21 protein-coding genes are annotated in these 15,924 nt (G+C 58.8%); 18 read left to right on the forward strand and 3 right to left on the reverse strand.

Translation table 11 applies throughout. From position 1 onward, the window contains the following. Nucleotides 1-76: 76 nt before the first annotated feature. The 13 genes from FOY56_RS12570 (at nucleotide 77) to FOY56_RS12630 (ending at nucleotide 9,569) form a co-directional block, all read left to right on the forward strand. Nucleotides 77-577, forward strand: coding sequence for a hypothetical protein (locus tag FOY56_RS12570; RefSeq protein WP_246139477.1), 501 nt, complete (start codon nucleotides 77-79; stop codon nucleotides 575-577). 227 nt (nucleotides 578-804) lie between these two features. Next, a complete protein-coding gene (ffh, locus tag FOY56_RS12575) occupies nucleotides 805-2,316 on the forward strand; it encodes a signal recognition particle protein (protein WP_146346193.1) in 1,512 nt (503 codons plus the stop codon). A 107-nt stretch (nucleotides 2,317-2,423) separates the two neighbouring features. Further along, the gene (locus FOY56_RS12580) at nucleotides 2,424-2,966 is read left to right on the forward strand and encodes a GNAT family N-acetyltransferase (protein WP_146346194.1); all 543 of its coding nucleotides are present in this window, start codon (nucleotides 2,424-2,426) and stop codon (nucleotides 2,964-2,966) included. Further along, entirely contained in the window at nucleotides 2,963-3,490 is a 528-nt protein-coding gene (locus tag FOY56_RS12585) for a GNAT family N-acetyltransferase (RefSeq protein WP_146346195.1), read from the forward strand. Before FOY56_RS12580 ends, FOY56_RS12585 begins: the two co-directional genes overlap by 4 nt. Then, nucleotides 3,487-3,999, forward strand: a complete 513-nt coding sequence (locus FOY56_RS12590) for a GNAT family N-acetyltransferase (protein ID WP_146346196.1) — start codon at nucleotides 3,487-3,489, stop codon at nucleotides 3,997-3,999. Before FOY56_RS12585 ends, FOY56_RS12590 begins: the two co-directional genes overlap by 4 nt. Continuing rightward, nucleotides 3,999-4,601: a GNAT family N-acetyltransferase gene (locus FOY56_RS12595; protein ID WP_146346197.1), complete on the forward strand. Its 603-nt coding sequence runs from the start codon at nucleotides 3,999-4,001 to the stop codon at nucleotides 4,599-4,601. Before FOY56_RS12590 ends, FOY56_RS12595 begins: the two co-directional genes overlap by 1 nt. Before the next feature lie 56 nt (nucleotides 4,602-4,657). Beyond that, nucleotides 4,658-4,972 (forward strand): chorismate mutase, encoded by a 315-nt coding sequence (locus FOY56_RS12600; protein WP_425468365.1) that lies wholly within the window; start codon nucleotides 4,658-4,660, stop codon nucleotides 4,970-4,972. Nucleotides 4,973-5,013: 41 nt separating this feature from the next. Next, nucleotides 5,014-5,397 (forward strand): 30S ribosomal protein S16, encoded by a 384-nt coding sequence (gene rpsP, locus FOY56_RS12605; RefSeq protein WP_146346199.1) that lies wholly within the window; start codon nucleotides 5,014-5,016, stop codon nucleotides 5,395-5,397. Nucleotides 5,398-5,485: 88 nt separating this feature from the next. Next, nucleotides 5,486-5,989 (forward strand): ribosome maturation factor RimM, encoded by a 504-nt coding sequence (gene rimM, locus FOY56_RS12610; protein WP_146346200.1) that lies wholly within the window; start codon nucleotides 5,486-5,488, stop codon nucleotides 5,987-5,989. Beyond that, nucleotides 5,989-6,870 (forward strand): hypothetical protein, encoded by an 882-nt coding sequence (locus tag FOY56_RS12615; RefSeq protein WP_146346201.1) that lies wholly within the window; start codon nucleotides 5,989-5,991, stop codon nucleotides 6,868-6,870. The genes rimM and FOY56_RS12615 overlap by 1 nt, the downstream gene beginning before the upstream one ends. Beyond that, on the forward strand, nucleotides 6,819-7,658 hold the full coding sequence (locus FOY56_RS12620) for a hypothetical protein (RefSeq protein ID WP_146346202.1): 840 nt from the start codon (nucleotides 6,819-6,821) through the stop codon (nucleotides 7,656-7,658). The genes FOY56_RS12615 and FOY56_RS12620 overlap by 52 nt, the downstream gene beginning before the upstream one ends. After that, nucleotides 7,651-8,466, forward strand: a complete 816-nt coding sequence (trmD, locus tag FOY56_RS12625) for a tRNA (guanosine(37)-N1)-methyltransferase TrmD (RefSeq protein ID WP_146346203.1) — start codon at nucleotides 7,651-7,653, stop codon at nucleotides 8,464-8,466. The genes FOY56_RS12620 and trmD overlap by 8 nt, the downstream gene beginning before the upstream one ends. Then, nucleotides 8,463-9,569 carry a THUMP domain-containing class I SAM-dependent RNA methyltransferase gene (locus tag FOY56_RS12630; protein ID WP_146346204.1) on the forward strand — a complete coding sequence of 369 codons (1,107 nt, stop codon included), beginning with the start codon at nucleotides 8,463-8,465 and terminating at the stop codon, nucleotides 9,567-9,569. Before trmD ends, FOY56_RS12630 begins: the two co-directional genes overlap by 4 nt. A gap of 9 nt (nucleotides 9,570-9,578) precedes the next feature. On the opposite strand, the gene FOY56_RS12635 is transcribed toward FOY56_RS12630, so the two are convergent. Then, nucleotides 9,579-10,172 carry an NAD(P)H-dependent oxidoreductase gene (locus FOY56_RS12635; RefSeq protein ID WP_146346205.1) on the reverse strand — a complete coding sequence of 198 codons (594 nt, stop codon included), beginning with the start codon at nucleotides 10,170-10,172 and terminating at the stop codon, nucleotides 9,579-9,581. A 102-nt stretch (nucleotides 10,173-10,274) separates the two neighbouring features. On the opposite strand from FOY56_RS12635, the gene FOY56_RS12640 reads away from it, so the two are divergent. The 4 genes from FOY56_RS12640 (at nucleotide 10,275) to FOY56_RS12655 (ending at nucleotide 12,708) form a co-directional block, all read left to right on the forward strand. Further along, complete coding sequence (locus FOY56_RS12640) at nucleotides 10,275-10,859, forward strand: TetR/AcrR family transcriptional regulator (RefSeq protein WP_146346206.1); 585 nt, start codon at nucleotides 10,275-10,277, stop codon at nucleotides 10,857-10,859. A gap of 242 nt (nucleotides 10,860-11,101) precedes the next feature. Then, nucleotides 11,102-11,488 carry a 50S ribosomal protein L19 gene (rplS, locus tag FOY56_RS12645; protein ID WP_146346207.1) on the forward strand — a complete coding sequence of 129 codons (387 nt, stop codon included), beginning with the start codon at nucleotides 11,102-11,104 and terminating at the stop codon, nucleotides 11,486-11,488. 23 nt (nucleotides 11,489-11,511) lie between these two features. Next, nucleotides 11,512-11,733 (forward strand): 50S ribosomal protein L31, encoded by a 222-nt coding sequence (gene rpmE, locus FOY56_RS12650; RefSeq protein ID WP_146346208.1) that lies wholly within the window; start codon nucleotides 11,512-11,514, stop codon nucleotides 11,731-11,733. A 165-nt stretch (nucleotides 11,734-11,898) separates the two neighbouring features. Then, the gene (locus FOY56_RS12655) at nucleotides 11,899-12,708 is read left to right on the forward strand and encodes a division plane positioning ATPase MipZ (RefSeq protein ID WP_146346209.1); all 810 of its coding nucleotides are present in this window, start codon (nucleotides 11,899-11,901) and stop codon (nucleotides 12,706-12,708) included. Here FOY56_RS12655 and FOY56_RS12660 read toward each other — a convergent pair. Both FOY56_RS12660 and FOY56_RS12665 read right to left on the reverse strand, forming a co-directional pair. Continuing rightward, nucleotides 12,705-13,934: an adenylate/guanylate cyclase domain-containing protein gene (locus FOY56_RS12660; RefSeq protein WP_146346210.1), complete on the reverse strand. Its 1,230-nt coding sequence runs from the start codon at nucleotides 13,932-13,934 to the stop codon at nucleotides 12,705-12,707. The genes FOY56_RS12655 and FOY56_RS12660 overlap by 4 nt on opposite strands. Nucleotides 13,935-13,995: 61 nt before the next feature. Next, nucleotides 13,996-14,433 carry a MarR family winged helix-turn-helix transcriptional regulator gene (locus tag FOY56_RS12665; protein ID WP_146346211.1) on the reverse strand — a complete coding sequence of 146 codons (438 nt, stop codon included), beginning with the start codon at nucleotides 14,431-14,433 and terminating at the stop codon, nucleotides 13,996-13,998. Between the two features lie 72 nt (nucleotides 14,434-14,505). Here FOY56_RS12665 and hmgA point away from each other — a divergent pair, with 72 nt between their 5' ends. Next, nucleotides 14,506-15,861: a homogentisate 1,2-dioxygenase gene (gene hmgA, locus FOY56_RS12670; protein WP_146346212.1), complete on the forward strand. Its 1,356-nt coding sequence runs from the start codon at nucleotides 14,506-14,508 to the stop codon at nucleotides 15,859-15,861. Nucleotides 15,862-15,924 lie beyond the last annotated feature (63 nt).

A 15,924-nucleotide genomic window follows, 5' to 3' on the forward strand; every position in this document is an offset into this window, starting at 1 on the left:
CGGAAAGTGGTTCTGCAACGGATCGATCTGCCCACTTTTTTCAACATCCCCGGATCGCTTTCGCTATGATCCGATCATGATGACTGTCCCCCGCAATACCCACGAGCAGCTTATCATCGCCGACACACCGTGGCTGATCGGGATCGCATTGGTCTTCTTTATTGTGGCTTTCGGTGGTGCCGGTGCGTTTGCTGCGTTGGCAGGGATTCGCGATGGGGACATTGTTCTGATCTTGTTCGGGGCTGTCTTCGCAGTTCTTGGTGGAGGACTGGGCGTTGGCGGCCTAAATGTGTTTGTACGGCGGGTTCAGGTGATATTTGACCGGACTGACAATACGCTCACCATCCGACGGCGAACGTTGTTCGATTATTCAGAAGTACACCACCCTTTGACTGACCTGTCTCATGCCAAACTTGAGAAAACCACCGGTAAGAAGGGCGGTGCGATGTATCGACCGGTCCTGGTTTTCGACAAGGGAATGAGCGCAGGGGACCATCCCATCGTCCAAGCCTTTACCAACACTGGCGGCCCGAAACGGCTGGTCGATGCAGTCAACAGGTGGATGACACTGGCATAAGTTGACTCGGCTGGCTTTTGCGCGTATCCACCCGATCCAATATCCGGAAGTACCACATCTTCCGGTCCCTTGAGTCGTTCAGGGATCGCCCCCCACCAGCGTGTTACGCCCGTGGGGGCATCTTCGTTTGGAACGACGCCACTTTGCTGGCACAGGGTGTTTGAGATTTGAACCGCGCCTTCTTAAGTTGAGGGCACATGAGAGAAACCGGCGAAAGGGCCGCAGGCATGTTTGAAAATCTATCCGAACGCCTATCCGGCGTCTTTGACCGACTGACCAAACAGGGCGCGCTGTCTGACGAGGACGTCAAAACCGCTCTGCGCGAAGTGCGGGTTGCTTTGCTTGAGGCCGACGTGTCGCTGCCCGTGGCGCGCGATTTCATCAAGAAGGTTCAGGAACAGGCCACCGGTCAATCGGTGACCAAATCGGTCACACCCGGCCAGCAGGTCGTCAAGATCGTCCACGACGCGTTGGAAGACGTGCTGCGTGGCGACGAAGACCCCGGCAAGCTGAAAATCGACAACCCACCCGCGCCGATCCTGATGGTCGGCTTGCAGGGCTCGGGCAAGACCACGACCACCGGCAAACTGGCCAAGCGCCTGACCGAAAAAGAAGGCAAACGGGTCTTGATGGCCTCGCTTGACGTTTATCGCCCGGCGGCCATGGAACAGCTTAAAGTGCTGGGCACGCAGATTGGCGTGGATACGTTGCCGATCGTTCCGGGTGAAAAACCCGTACAGATTGCCAAGCGCGCCAAGCAGCAGGCCGCCTTGGGTGGATATGACGTCTATATGCTCGACACTGCCGGGCGTCTGCACATCGACGAAGTTCTGATGGACGAGGTTGAACAGGTCCGTAACGCGGTCGACCCGCGCGAAACCCTGCTGGTCGTGGATGGCCTGACCGGTCAGGTCGCGGTTGAGGTCGCCGAAGAATTCGACGCCAAGATCGGCATTTCCGGCGTTGTCCTGACCCGGATGGACGGCGACGGCCGTGGCGGTGCCGCCCTGTCGATGCGCGCCGTCACCGGCAAGCCGATCCGCTTCGTGGGTCTGGGCGAAAAGATGGACGCCCTGGAAACCTTTGAACCCGAACGGATCGCCGGTCGGATTCTGGGCATGGGCGACATCGTTGCGCTGGTTGAAAAGGCCCAAGACACAATCGAGGCCGAACAGGCCGAGCGTATGGTCAAGCGCATGATGAAAGGTCAGTTCAACATGAACGACCTCAAGATGCAGCTGGAACAGATGCAACAGATGGGTGGCATGGAAGGCATGATGTCGATGATGCCCGGCATGAACAAGATGGCCAAACAGGTCGAAGATGCCGGGTTTGACGACAAAATGCTGAAACGTCAGATCGCGATGGTCCAGTCGATGACCAAGAAAGAGCGCGCCAATCCGCAACTGCTTCAGGCGTCGCGCAAGAAGCGGATCGCTGCCGGATCCGGCATGGAAGTCAGCGACCTGAACAAGCTTCTGAAAATGCACCGTCAGATGTCGGACATGATGAAGAAGATGGGCAAGATGGGCAAAGGCAAGATGCTGAAACAGGCCATGAAAGGCATGTTCGGCAAAGGCGGCATGCCTGCAGATATGGCCGCGGGCATGGACCCCAAAGCCCTGGAAGCAGCCGCCAAACAGATAGGTGGCGGCAAGGGCATGCCCGGCGGATTGCCCGGTCTAGGTGGCGGCATGGGCCTGCCTTCGGGTCTGAGCGGATTCGGGAAGAAGAAGTAACCAGAGATGCTTGCGCTGTCCCTTTCATATCCAAGCGAATGCGCCCGCCACTTGCGAGATTTTTCGACGAAAAATCTTGGCGTTGCGCGGGTGGATAGGGTGCGCCTGTGCCTGTGATCCCCACCCTTGAAACCGACCGCCTTATCCTGCGCGGCCCCAGTATGGACGATTTTGAACCGTTCGCAGCATTCTATGCTTCGGACCGGGCGAAATTTGTCGGCGGGCCGCTGGACAAAGAAGGCAGTTGGCGGATGCTCGCGATGGAGATCGGGCACTGGATGCTCAAAGGATACGGCCGCTGGACCGTCGCATTGAAAGACACGACTGAGCCCATCGGCATGATCGGACCGTTCTGCCCGCATGGCTGGCCCGAGCCGGAAATTGGCTGGGATCTGTTCAACGGATACGAAGGCAAAGGGTTCGCCACCGAAGCGGCTGTGGCATCTCGGGATTATGCCTATGACATCCTCGGTTGGGACACAGCAATCAGCCTGGTGAAATACGGTAACGACAAATCCGCCGCTCTGGCATTGCGGTTGGGTGCGAAGCCCGATGGCGACTTCACCCATGACCGTCATGGTCTGATGCAGGTCTATCGTCACCCGGCGCCGCAAGAATTGACCGACGGCGGGATCGAGGCCTATTCATGACCGGCTTCACCCTGCCCATCCCGGTGATCGAAACCGAACGCTTGTTGCTGCGCGGTCCGCGCGAGGACGATTTTGAAGCGCATGCCACCTTCATGGCCTCGGATCGCTCTGGCTTTGTCGGCGGCCCGCAAGACCGTTGGGGCAGTTGGCGCGGGTTGCTGGGGCAATTCGGCCACTGGGCTTTGCGCGGCTTTGGCTTCTGGACGGTCACCGCCCGCAAGACCGGTGAGCCTTTGGGCAAAACCGGGTTCATCGACAACGATGGCTGGGACGAAACCGAACTGGGCTGGCATGTCTACGAGCAGGCCGAAGGCAAAGGCATCGCGTTCGAGGCCGTTCAGGCGGTACGCGCATACGGCGCTGAAAAGCGCGGGCTGGATGGCGTGATCTCGTATATCGACCCGGCCAACACCCGCTCGGTCAAGTTGGCCGAACGGCTGGGCGCAACGTTTGAACGGACCGGCGAAGTGGTGGGCAAGCCCTGCCATGTTTATCGCCATCCCAAGGTCAGAGGTGTCGCATGATTGCTGCCACGCATCTCAAAACAGAACGTCTGACCCTGCGCCCCATCGCCGCCGAAGATCTGGATGCGTTCCGGGCCTATTGCCTCAGCGACCGCACGCAGTTCGTCGGGGGCCCAACGGATTCCATCCGCGCGTTCGAAAAATTCGCTGCGATGGCCGGCCACTGGCCCCTGCGCGGGTTTGGCCGTTACGTGATCGATCTGGATGGTCACGGGATTGGCCATGCAGGCCCGATGCAGCTGGATGACAATGACGTGCCCGAATTGACCTGGAGCCTGTGGAGCAAGGACGTCGAAGGCCAGGGGTATGCCACCGAAGCGGTTCTCTGCATCCTTGATCACGTGTTGAACGATCTGCGCTGGACCGACCTGATCGCCCGCGTGCACCACGACAATGTTGCCTCACTGGCCGTGGCACGACGCGCCAATGGCATGCTTGATACGCAGGCCGCCGCGCCGGACTGGCTGCCGCAAAGCGTCACTTTCCGTTTCTTCCAAGAGGCCGCGTGATGCCCCAGAACATTCCTGTCATCGAAACCAAACGCCTGGTTCTGCGCGGCCCTGAGGCCGAGGATTATCCGGATTTCAAAGCGACGTTCACCAGCTATCGTGCGCGGTTCATGGGCGGCCCTCTGAATGCCTATGAAAGCTGGATGTTGTACGCTGCCGAAATCGGGCATTGGGAAATCCGCGGCTATGGCATGTGGATGATCCATGACAAGATCACCGACGAAACCTATGGCATGGCCGGTGGGTGGATGCCTGCGAAATGGCCCGAGAAAGAACTGGCCTGGGTGATCTGGCCCGACGCTGCCGGACATGGGTATGCACTTGAAGCCGTGGATGCCGCCCGTCGCTTTTTCTATTCCGAACGCGAGTGGGACACCGCGGTCAGCTATATCGACCCCAAGAACCTGGATTCGATCCGGCTGGCAGAACGGTTGGGAGCCACCAAGGACAAGACTGCCCCCACCATCGACGGAAGCGATGCGGTTTATCGGCATCCGTCGCCCGCAGAGCTGAACGGAACGCAGCTGGCGCACGGAATTGAGATGGAGATCAGCCACTATCAGGACCCGCTTTTCAAACCGAAGGGCTGGGCCATTGACTGATCTTTTCCGCACCTTTTTGGGGTGCCCAACCGACATGCAGTACCGGGGAGATGCCCATGTCTGAAAGCGATACCCTAAGCGACGATGTCGCCCGCGCCGCCGAGCTTCTGAAAGGCCACCGCGAAAGCATTGACCGACTGGATGCCATTCTGGTCAACACTCTGGCCGAACGGTTCAAGCACACCCAATCCGTGGGTAAGCTCAAGGCCGAACACGACCTTCCCCCGTCCGATCCATCGCGCGAAGCGCAACAGATCGCGCGGTTAGAAGAACTGGCGATCAAGGCCAATCTGGACCCTGATTTTGCCAAGGCTTTCCTGAAGTTCATCATTCAGGAAGTCATCCGACACCACAAGAAACATCAAGGATAACCGGAAGCTTTCCGGTCAAAGCCATCTAAGGAGATATCAACATGGCAATGAAAATTCGTCTGGCCCGTGGCGGCTCGAAAAAGCGCCCCTTCTATCGCATCGTCGCAGCCGACTCGCGCATGCCGCGTGATGGCCGCTTCATCGAAAAGCTGGGCACCTACAACCCGCTGCTGCCGAAAGACAGCGAAGAGCGCGTGAAAATGGATATGGAACGTGTTCAGTATTGGCTCGGCAAGGGCGCCCAGCCGACAGACCGTGTTTCGCGCATGCTGGAAGCAGCCGGTGTTCTGGCCAAGAAAGAGCGCAGCAACCCGCAGCGCGGCGAACCTGGTGCCAAGGCCAAGGAACGTGCTGAAGAAAAGGCCGCCAAGGCCGTTGAAGCAGCAGAAGCCGCGGCTGCCCCGGCAGAAGAAACCGCCGAATAAGCAGCCCTGCGGGACGGTGGGTGGGGCGACGCCGCAAGCGAGCGCCGCCCGACCGTCCCGATTGCATCCCAAGCGTCGGAGCGGCCCAATGACTGAACTGATCTGTGTCGGTGCCATCGGCGGTGCCTTTGGCGTGCGCGGCGAAGTGCGGCTGAAAAGCTTTTGCGCCGAACCCGCTGACATCGAAACCTATGGATTGCTCACGACCGAAGACGGGTCACAGACGCTTTCTGTGCACCTTACCGGCTCGGTCAAGGGCGGCTTCACGGCCCGCCTGACCGGGGTCGAAACCAAAGAACAGGCCGACGCGCTGCGCGGAATACGGCTCTACGCGCCCCGTGACCGGCTGCCGTCGCTCCCGGATGACGAGTATTACTATACCGACCTGATCGGGCTCGATGTCTATGACACCGGCGGCGCGCTGCTGGGCAAAGTCCGCTCGGTTCAGAACCACGGGGCTTCTGATCTTCTGGAAATCCACGGCGACGGCCTGAAGAACACGGTTCTCCTGCCTTTCACTTTGACCGCGGTTCCGACGGTCGACCTCAACACAGGCCGGATCATCGTCGATCCACCCGACGGGCTTTTCTGATGCTCCCAAAGTACAGCCGCGCCGGCGTCGCAATGATGGCCGTGCCGCTGTACGCCGGACCTGTCCTTGCCGGTCTGAGCGGCGCGCGCTGGTCCCAGATCTTTCCCTTCGCAGCCGTATTCTTTCTCATGCAGATGCTGCGCGGCATCGACGCAAAGCGCGGCAGCATGGGACAAACCGCATTCCTGCTTGTGATGGGCGTGACCCAGATCCTTGTGGTGGGCATCGCCTTTGGGCTGGGCCATGGCCTTATGTTGATCACCGGGCCCTTGCCCATGTCGCAATGGGCACCTTTCGGCCTGACCGTCTTTGGCGCCGCAATGGGGGTAGCACGGTACAAATACGACCCTGATCAGGATCAGCTGTTCGACATGGCGGACGCGGCCACCGAAGCCATCGAAACCGGCTTTCCGGTCCTTGATGACCATGCTGACGACCCGCAACCAAATCCGGCAGGTCACCTTGCTTGCGACACCGCTTTGTCGGCCTTGTGGAGCCTCCCCGAAGACGCAACACTCCAAGATCTGGATCCAATCGTACAAAACCTCGAAACAGCTGTCGGGGCCAACGGCTTTCACGCGTTGATGGCCGAAATCGATGAAGGAAGTCCGCAGGTCGACCTCGCGTTCCTGCGGTACCTTGCCAGCCCGGCGGTCCGGCACGACGCGACGCAAACCGGTGAGCTTGGGTTTGCTCTTTCCTGCCTGCTCGAAAGCCCCCACGCCGGTGTGCGGCACGAGTTGATTTTAACACTCCTGACCCTTTTGGACGAAAACGCACCGCCCGACGCCTTCCCCCCGGCGGACGAGGTTCGATCAGCGGTCGCGCAATGGCCCGACCTCGCGCCATTCGCGGACAGGATCGCGGCTGTGCAGACCTGATGCGGGTCGTCGTCCATGCTGGTTTTCACAAGACCGGAACATCCACGGTTCAGCAGACGTTGAAACGCAATCGTCCGGCCCTGAAACCTTATGTGCGCAGCGTTCTCAAGGGGCAGATGCGTGACCTTTTGCATGCCGCTCGCGGGTATTCGACATGGCGCGATCCGTTTACGCTCGACAAATTCAGCTTGCGCTTTAGTGATTTGCTGGCGCGGGTGTCGCCCAAAGCAAATCAAACCTTATGCTTGTCTGCCGAAGAATTGTCCGGCCATCTGCCCGGCAGGCCTGACCTGCCCGACTATGGCGCGGCCCCGGTTTTGGCCGCCGAGATGGCGAGAGTGTTTGGCATCACCTTTCCAGATGGGGATTTGGTTTTTTTCTATTCCACCCGATCCGAAGGATGGCTGCGCAGCGCGTATTGGGAACATGTGAAAACCTCGGACATGACCATGACGTGGGAGGCGTTCGCTGAAACTCACAAGGACGCCAGCAATCTGGACGATATCGTTGACGCGGTCAGCACGGCACAGCCATTTCCGGTTCATCGCGCGGCATTGGAGGTCTCGGCCACTGTTCCCGGCGGGCCGGCCGCCCCTTTGTTGCGATTGTGCAGTGTTCCGGATCAAGCCATCGACACACTAGCGGTCCCATTGCGCGCCAACGCCGCCCCGGACGACGCCGTTTTGCTTGCACTTCTGGCGGCAAACCGCGATTACGCAGATCGCGACGCGCGACAGGCGGCAAAACAGGCTATTCTGAAAGCCGCGCAGGAGAGTGACCGTGACTGACGAATCCTCAAAGCCCAATCGTTCACTGGGCCGCAAATCCATCCGGCCCACACTGATTCCACGCGAATTGATCACACCTACACCCGATCTGCATGGCGTCTGGAAGGCCAAGGTAATCACCCTGTTTCCGTCAGCGTTCCCCGGTGTGTTGGGCGAAAGCCTGACCGGCAAGGCACTGCAGGAAGGGCTGTGGCAGTTGGAAACCATCGACCTGCGCCAGTTCGGTGCCGGCAAACACCGCAATGTCGATGACACACCCGCAGGCGGCGGCGCTGGCATGGTGTTGCGGCCCGACGTTCTGGGCAATGCGATCGACATGTCCATGCAGGGCACCTCGGCCAACTGGCCGATGATCTATCTGACACCACGTGGCAAGCCGATGACGCAGGGGCTGATGCAAAACCTCGCCCGCGCTGACGGCGTCACGCTGCTGTGCGGTCGGTTCGAAGGGGTAGATGAACGGGTGCTTGAGCATTATCCGATTCAGGAGGTCTCGCTGGGGGATTTCGTGATGACAGGTGGAGAGATCGCAGCGCAGGCGTTGATTGATGCCACCGTCCGATTGCTGCCCGGCGTTCTGGGCAATGCCGCGTCTGCCGAAGAAGAAAGCTTTTCCTCAGGTCTGTTGGAGCATCCGCAATACACCCGACCTGCCGAATGGAAGGGGCGTGGGATACCCGATGTTCTGATGTCCGGGCATCACGGCAAAATTGCGCAATGGCGCCAAGAGATGTCCGAAGAAATCACCAAAACCCGCCGCCCCGATCTGTGGGCCGCGTATCAGGGCAAGAGTGGCGACAGCGAATGAGCGATCCGTTCGAGGTTTTCCTGATGGCCCCGCCGGGGTTTGAGACTGTTCTGGCGGATGAGGTGCGCGAAAAAGGCTTTGCTGACCCGAAGACCGTTCCCGGTGGCGTCACGATGCAAGGCGACTGGCCAGACGTCTGGCGCGCCAACCTGCAACTGCGCGGGGCTGGTCGGGTTCTGGCGCGGTTTGCCGAATTCCGGACGATGCATCTGGCGCAGCTCGACAAACGGTCGCGCAAGCTCGACTGGGCCTCGATCCTGCGCAAGGATGTGCCGGTGCGCGTCGAAGCCACCTGTAGGAAATCCCGGATCTATCACGCCAAGGCAGCGCAGCAACGCGTCGAACGTGCGATCACCGAAGAACTGGGCGCACCGCTTGCCAGTGATGCCGCGCTGACCGTTCGGGTCCGGATCGAAGACGACATGTGCACGCTCAGCCTGGATACCTCGGGCGAGCCCTTGCACAAGCGCGGGCACAAGGCTGCCGTTGGAAAAGCCCCGATGCGAGAATCCATGGCGGCCATGTTCCTGCGCCAATGCGGCTACACCGGGACGGAACCGGTTCTGGACCCGATGTGTGGGTCAGGCACGTTCGTCATCGAAGCCGCCGAAATCGCGGCTGGCCTGTACCCGGGTCGAACCCGTCGTTTCGCATTTGAAGACCTGGCCAATTTCGACCGAGTGGCCTGGGACGCGATGAAAGCCGGTAACACTTTGGTGCAGCCTGCCAATCGGTTCTATGGCTCTGACCGGGATGCTGGTGCAATTCAATCCTGCATCGCCAACGCAGACCGTGCGGGCGTTGCGGAGTGGACAGAGTTCACGCATGCAGCGGTCAGCGATTTGCAGCGCCCCGAAGGGCCACCGGGCCTTGTCATCGTGAACCCGCCTTACGGCACCCGGATTGGCAACAAGAAATTGCTTTATGCAATCTACGGCGCTTTTGGACAGACGATGAAAGAGCGGTTTTCCGGCTGGCGCGTTGGTATGATCACAACCGAAGCCGGCCTTGCCAAGACAACCGGGCTGCCGTTCACATCTGGCCCGCCGATCCCGCATGGGGGGTTGAAAGTGCGTCTGTTCCAGACCCCCCGGTTGCGTTGATCCGGCACGCTATGCCGCCTTTGCACCGATTTTCTCGATCCGGCGCACCCATCGATCTATCAGGCCGTCTTTCGGGTGACTTGCACCCGTCAGGTGGGTGAACCGTGATGGCTTGAACCCGACAAATCCCAAAATCTGATCCCTCAACTGGCGCATCAGTGCGTTGTGATAGAACACCCGGAAGAACCAGCCGGGCGTATCGGACGTCAGAATAACCCGCGCCGTTCGTCCCGCCAGCATCGGCCCGGGCATACCTGACGGTCTGAGGTTACGCGTATCAAACGCGCGTCCGGGCAGCAGGATCCGGTCGATCAGACCTTTCAGCTTGGCCGGGATTCCGCCCCACCACATTGGCGTCGTCAGCACCAGATGTTCGCTCCATTCGATATCGCTGAGCACCTGTTCCAGCACCGGTTCAAGCGTTTTGGGATTGGTATAGCCCCCGTCGCCATAGTCGGCGTCAAAGTCCAGATCGTGCAGATGCCGGACGCGTACATCGTGACCGGCGGCGCGGGCGGCTTTTGCATATGTCTCGGCCATCAGGCGGGACAGCGAGGTCTCTCCGGGGTGACCGTCGAGGATAAAGATACGTTTTGCAGACATGAGTCGCTCCATTAATTGACCGTGGTCACTTTATTGACTCCAAAATTGACCACGGTCAACTACTAATTTGACCACGGTCACAAATCATGCCACAACGCCCTCATGTTGAAAGCTGTCCAGTCCCGAACCCTGAAGACCCGCGCCAAACTGATCGCCGCCGCCGAGGCGGTGATTGAGGAAAACGGATACGAGGCGATGCGCGTCGAAGAGGTCGTGTTGCGGGCCGGTGTGGCCAAGGGGACGTTTTTTGCCCACTTCCCTGACAAGGAAGAGCTGATGGATCAGCTGATCGGGGCGCGCATAGACACCTGCCTTGACCAGATCGCCAAAGCGCCCACACCGCAAACCATCACAGATATGGTTGACGCCTTGATGCCGCTGGTGGCGTTCATGTCCTGTGAACGCTATGTCTTTGACGTCATCTTCCGACATTCCGGTGCCGCCACGATCGACAAGACCGGCGTCATCGCGATGACCTTTGAACATCAGGCGAAAATCGTGTCGGCGTGGTTAAAAGACAGCCCGTTTCGGCGCGATGTGACGCCCGATTTGCTGGCCGAAGGGATTCAGGCGTTTTTGATGCAGGCCATCGCCCTTAACTTTTGCGCGCTGCACTGCGAATTCGCCATGCGCGACAGGATCGTTCAATACCTGCAGGCTTGGCTTGCGCCCGATATCCGGGCTTGATCCGCATCTGACTTCTGCGTAGAAGACGCAAGTTCGGAGTCGCGAAAGCGTCTGCGGACCGTTTTTGCTTTGACATGCCTCTGCTTTCTTCTGCTCGGGTTGCACGTGGCAAATACGACCCAAAAAAAGATACTGTGACCTGAACTCTGGCGGGCGTTTTGACGGACCCGGTGAAGACCACGAGCTCTGAGGCGCAAGACACCTTCGTGGACCAACCACGAGCATTGATAGGAGACGTTGCGATGAACCTGATCGCACAGCTGGAGGCGGAACAAGTTGCCGCCTTGGGGAAAGATATCCCCGACTTCAAAGCAGGCGACACGATCCGTGTCGGCTATAAAGTGACCGAAGGGTCGCGCTCGCGTGTGCAGAACTACGAAGGCGTCTGCATTTCCCGCAAAAACGGCGCTGGCATTGCTGGCTCGTTCACCGTGCGCAAGATCAGCTTCGGTGAAGGCGTGGAACGTGTGTTCCCACTGCATTCGACCAATATCGACAGCATCACCGTTGTCCGCCGCGGCCGTGTCCGCCGGGCCAAGCTGTACTATCTGCGCTCGCGTCGTGGTAAATCCGCCCGTATCGCAGAAGACACCCACTATAAGCCGAAATCCTCGGGCGCAAACGCGTAAGCCCGAGCGAAAGGAGCGGACTGATGAAAAAAGATACTCACCCAGAATATCACTCCATCGACGTCAAGATGACCGATGGTACAGTGATCCAGATGAAGTCGACCTGGGGCGCCGAAGGCGACACCTTGGCGCTGGACATCGACCCGACTGTACACCCGGCCTGGAACGGCGGCACATCGCGCCTGCTGGACACCGGCGGCCGCGTGTCGAAGTTCAAGAAGAAATACGAAGGCCTGGGCTTTTAATCCCATTGCCATACACAAATACGGCGCCGTCCCTGACCGGGGCGGCGTTTTTCGTTGCAAACACCCCTTTGGGAAAGGGTGTCTGACCTTTCCAACGAGTCAAACACAGGATATTGTGTTACGCAAAAAACCACACACCTATGAATGTGGCAAAGGGTACGAAACATGGCGCATATCATCGTTGTCGGCAACGAAAAGGGCGGCGCGGGCAAATCCACCGTGTCCATGCATGTGGCGACGGCGCTCGCCCGGTTGGGGCATCGGGTCAGCGCGCTTGATCTGGACCTGCGCCAGAAGACCATGGGCCGCTATGCGGAAAACCGTGCTAATTTCTGCCGCAAGTCCGGGCTGGACCTGCCCAGTGCGCAATACCACGACCTTCCCGAAGCAGACGCCTCGGCGCTGAAGCCGGGTGAAAACGCCTTCGACCATCGACTGTCCACAGCGATTGCCGGGTTGGAGGCTGAAAGCGACTTTATCCTGATCGACTGCCCCGGGTCACACACGCGCCTTAGCCAGGTCGCGCATTCTCTGGCCGACACGCTGATCACCCCGCTGAACGACAGTTTTGTTGATTTCGACCTGCTGGCCCGCACCGATTCACGCGGCGAAAAGATCCTTGGTCCATCGGTCTATTCCGAAATGGTCTGGAACGCGCGCCAGTTGCGCGCGCAGGCCGGGCTGAAACCGATCGATTGGGTGGTGATCCGCAACCGGGTTGGTGCCCAGCGAATGGTCAACAAGGAAAAGATGGAGCGCGCGTTGGACACCCTGTCGCGCCGGATCGGGTTTCGGGTGGCCTCTGGGTTTTCCGAACGCGTCATCTTTCGCGAACTGTTCCCGCGCGGTCTAACCTTGCTGGACCTCAAGGATATCGGGGTCAAGCAACTGAATATTTCGAACATCGCCGCACGCCAGGAATTGCGCGACATGATGAAGGCGCTGAACCTGCCCGGTGTCGACGTTTCGTTCTAAACACTGCGAAAAGTGTACAGTTCTTTTGGCTCCGCCACGCCACGCAGCATGTATCGCCCAAGCGAAATCAGGTTGTAATCGGTCGGTTGCGCAGCGCGATAAACCTCTTCTGACAAGATGATCCGCTGCTCCAGCCCCCGATGCATTCCGGATATCCGTGCGGTCTGATTGACGACCGGACCGATCACTGTGAAATCCAGCCGCGATTCGCCGCCGATGTTTCCATACAGGATCTCGCCGGCGTGCAGTGCCAGAGTGAAGTCGGTCACCGGAAGCCCGGCGGCGGCACGCTCGGCATTCTTTTCGGCCATCCGCTGTTCCAGAACTTCGATCGAGGCAAGCGCAGCGCGCGTGTCTTCGTCAATCTCGCCAACATCGAAAATCGCAAGCAGCCCATCCCCCATGAACTTCAGGATGTTGCCGCCTCCGTCCTGAATGACATCGACTGCAACAGCCAGATAGTCATTCAGCAACGAAATCATATCCGGCCCCGAAATCCGCTCGGCCAGGCTGGTGAACCCCTGCAGGTCAAAGTTCCAGATCACCGCATCGATTTCTTGGAGTGATCCGCGCCGGATCTCACCCGAAAGAACCCGTCGTCCTGCATCCCGACCAAGATAGACACCCAGCAGATCCTGCGCCATTTGCCGGTTGCCATGCGCTTTCAGCGCCAGTCCCAAATTCGGCAACGTTTGGCGCAAAAGGTCCAAATGCGCGTCGTCAAATCCGTTGGGAGAGTCGCTGGTCCAGGACACGAGCACACCGTTCGTTGCCGGGGCATTCAACTGTGTCAGCTGTTCACACCCGATATCGAACGCCACACCTGCAGCAAAATAATCCGTCGCTCCGGACTGGTGCAAGTCATTCAGTATTGGAAAGTGGCTTGGCTCATTGCTGTCGATCATACGTTCGCGCAACTCTCCGCCACCGCTGTGCATCAAAGAATACAGCGGGCTTTGCAGCCATTGATCGGGCGGCGCGTCGGTATGTTCGTAATTCTCCTGAAGCGCGGTGCCATCCCGGACCCAGCTATAGCCAGATCCGTTATAATTCGGGTGGTTCAGGCTTTGCGCCACATGGAACCGCATCAGCGGGATGCCGAGATCACATAATTGCACGCAATACCCTTCCAGAAGCTCGGTTTGAGCAACCCCGGCCAATCCTTGTTCTGTAAGCCATTGGCCCAATTGCACTGAAGCGTCGGGATTGTTTTGGGTCGATGACATTCGAAACTCCTGAAATGGCCCTACACATGTGGGATCGCGCAGAGCGGTTTACCAGAAAAGATCAGTCGATTCCGGACAACCGCCGCAACATACCACGCAGCAACGCCGCCTCGCCGGTCGGGAACATGGCCGACAGTTTCGCATCATACCCCTGTGCGGTCTCACGCAGATCTTTGTATACCGTCTGACCAGCGGGCGTCAGTGACAGGATCTCGGACCGGCGATCGGCCTCATCGCGGGTCCGCAGCAAATAACGCCGCTGTTCCAGCTTGCCCACTGCACGGCTGATTTTGGTTTTGTGCAATTTGGCGCGTTCACCGATCTCTTTCGCGGTCATTTGACCATAACGCCCAAGATGGAACAGAACGCGCCACTCGTTCCGGAGCATCCCATAGCGATCCTTATAGACCCGCTGAAACGCATAAGAGCTTTCCTCGGCCGCCTGATTCAGAAGGTAGGGCAAAAAATTCTGCAGATCGAACTCATCTTTTTGTGTCATTTCACCTCTCCCATCCTTGTTAGTTACAAAATCAACTATTATCCCGCAAGCACGACCAAGGAGGACCGCGCCATGAATCGTCAGACCGATCCGCACCAGATGGTGCAAGCAACAACCCCGATGGGGATCACCGAAGGCTATATGCCCGGCTTTGGAAACGACTTTGAGACCGAGGCCCTGCCCGGTGCCCTGCCAGACGGCATGAATAGCCCGCAAAAGGCCAATTATGGCCTGTATGGCGAACAACTCAGCGGCACAGCTTTTACCGCCGACCCGCCCGAACGCACCTGGACCTATCGCATCCGACCCAGCGTAAAACACTCGCACCGTTATGAAAAAATCGACCTTCCGCTGTGGAAATCCGCGCCGTGCGTCGATCCCGATGTCACGTCTCTGGGTCAATATCGCTGGGATCCGGTGCCGCATTCAGACGAAGGCCTGACATGGCTGACCGGCATGCGCACCATGACCACCGCCGGGGATGTGAACACCCAGGTCGGTATGGCGGCCCATATCTATCTGGTCACCGAATCGATGAAGGATGCCTATTTCTTCTCTGCCGATTCAGAGCTGCTGGTCGTCCCGCAAGAAGGCCGGCTGAGGTTTGCGACCGAACTGGGGGTCATCGACCTTGAACCCCGCGAAATCGCCATTCTTCCACGCGGACTGGTGTACCGGGTTGAGGTTCTCGACGGGCCTGCACGCGGCTTCGTCTGCGAAAACTATGGTCAGAAGTTCGAATTGCCGGGCCGCGGACCGATCGGCGCCAACTGCATGGCCAACCCACGTGACTTCAAAGCCCCTGTCGCCGCTTTCGAAGACCGCGAAGTCCCGTCAACCGTGACCGTCAAATGGTGCGGTCAGTTTCACACGACCAAGATCGGGCAGTCGCCTCTGGACGTGGTCGCATGGCACGGCAACTACGCGCCCTACAAATACGACCTGCGCACCTATTGCCCGGTTGGCGCGATCCTGTTCGACCATCCCGATCCGTCGATCTTTACAGTCCTTACTGCCCCATCGGGCGTACCGGGCACCGCAAACATCGACTTTGTGCTGTTCCGCGAACGCTGGATGGTGGCTGAAAACACCTTCCGCCCGCCTTGGTATCATAAAAACATTATGTCCGAACTGATGGGCAACATTTATGGTCAGTATGACGCTAAACCAAAAGGGTTCGTCCCCGGCGGGATGAGCCTGCACAACATGATGTTGCCGCACGGGCCTGACAAGAACGCCTTCGAGGGCGCGTCGAATTCGAACCTCGGACCGGAAAAGCTGGAAAACACCATGTCCTTCATGTTCGAAACCCGCTTCCCGCAGCACCTGACGGCCTTTGCCGCGAAAGAGGCGCCGTTGCAGGATGACTACATTGATTGCTGGACGGACATTGAAAAGAAATTCGACGGAACACCGGGTAAGAAATAGGTGAACCTATCCGTATCTGAGATTTTTCGTCGAAAAATCTTGGGTTGCGCAAGACACAAAGCT

Source organism: Falsiphaeobacter marinintestinus, from assembly GCF_007923355.1.
In the GTDB taxonomy this organism is placed as follows: Bacteria; Pseudomonadota; Alphaproteobacteria; order Rhodobacterales; family Rhodobacteraceae; genus Phaeobacter_A; species Phaeobacter_A marinintestinus.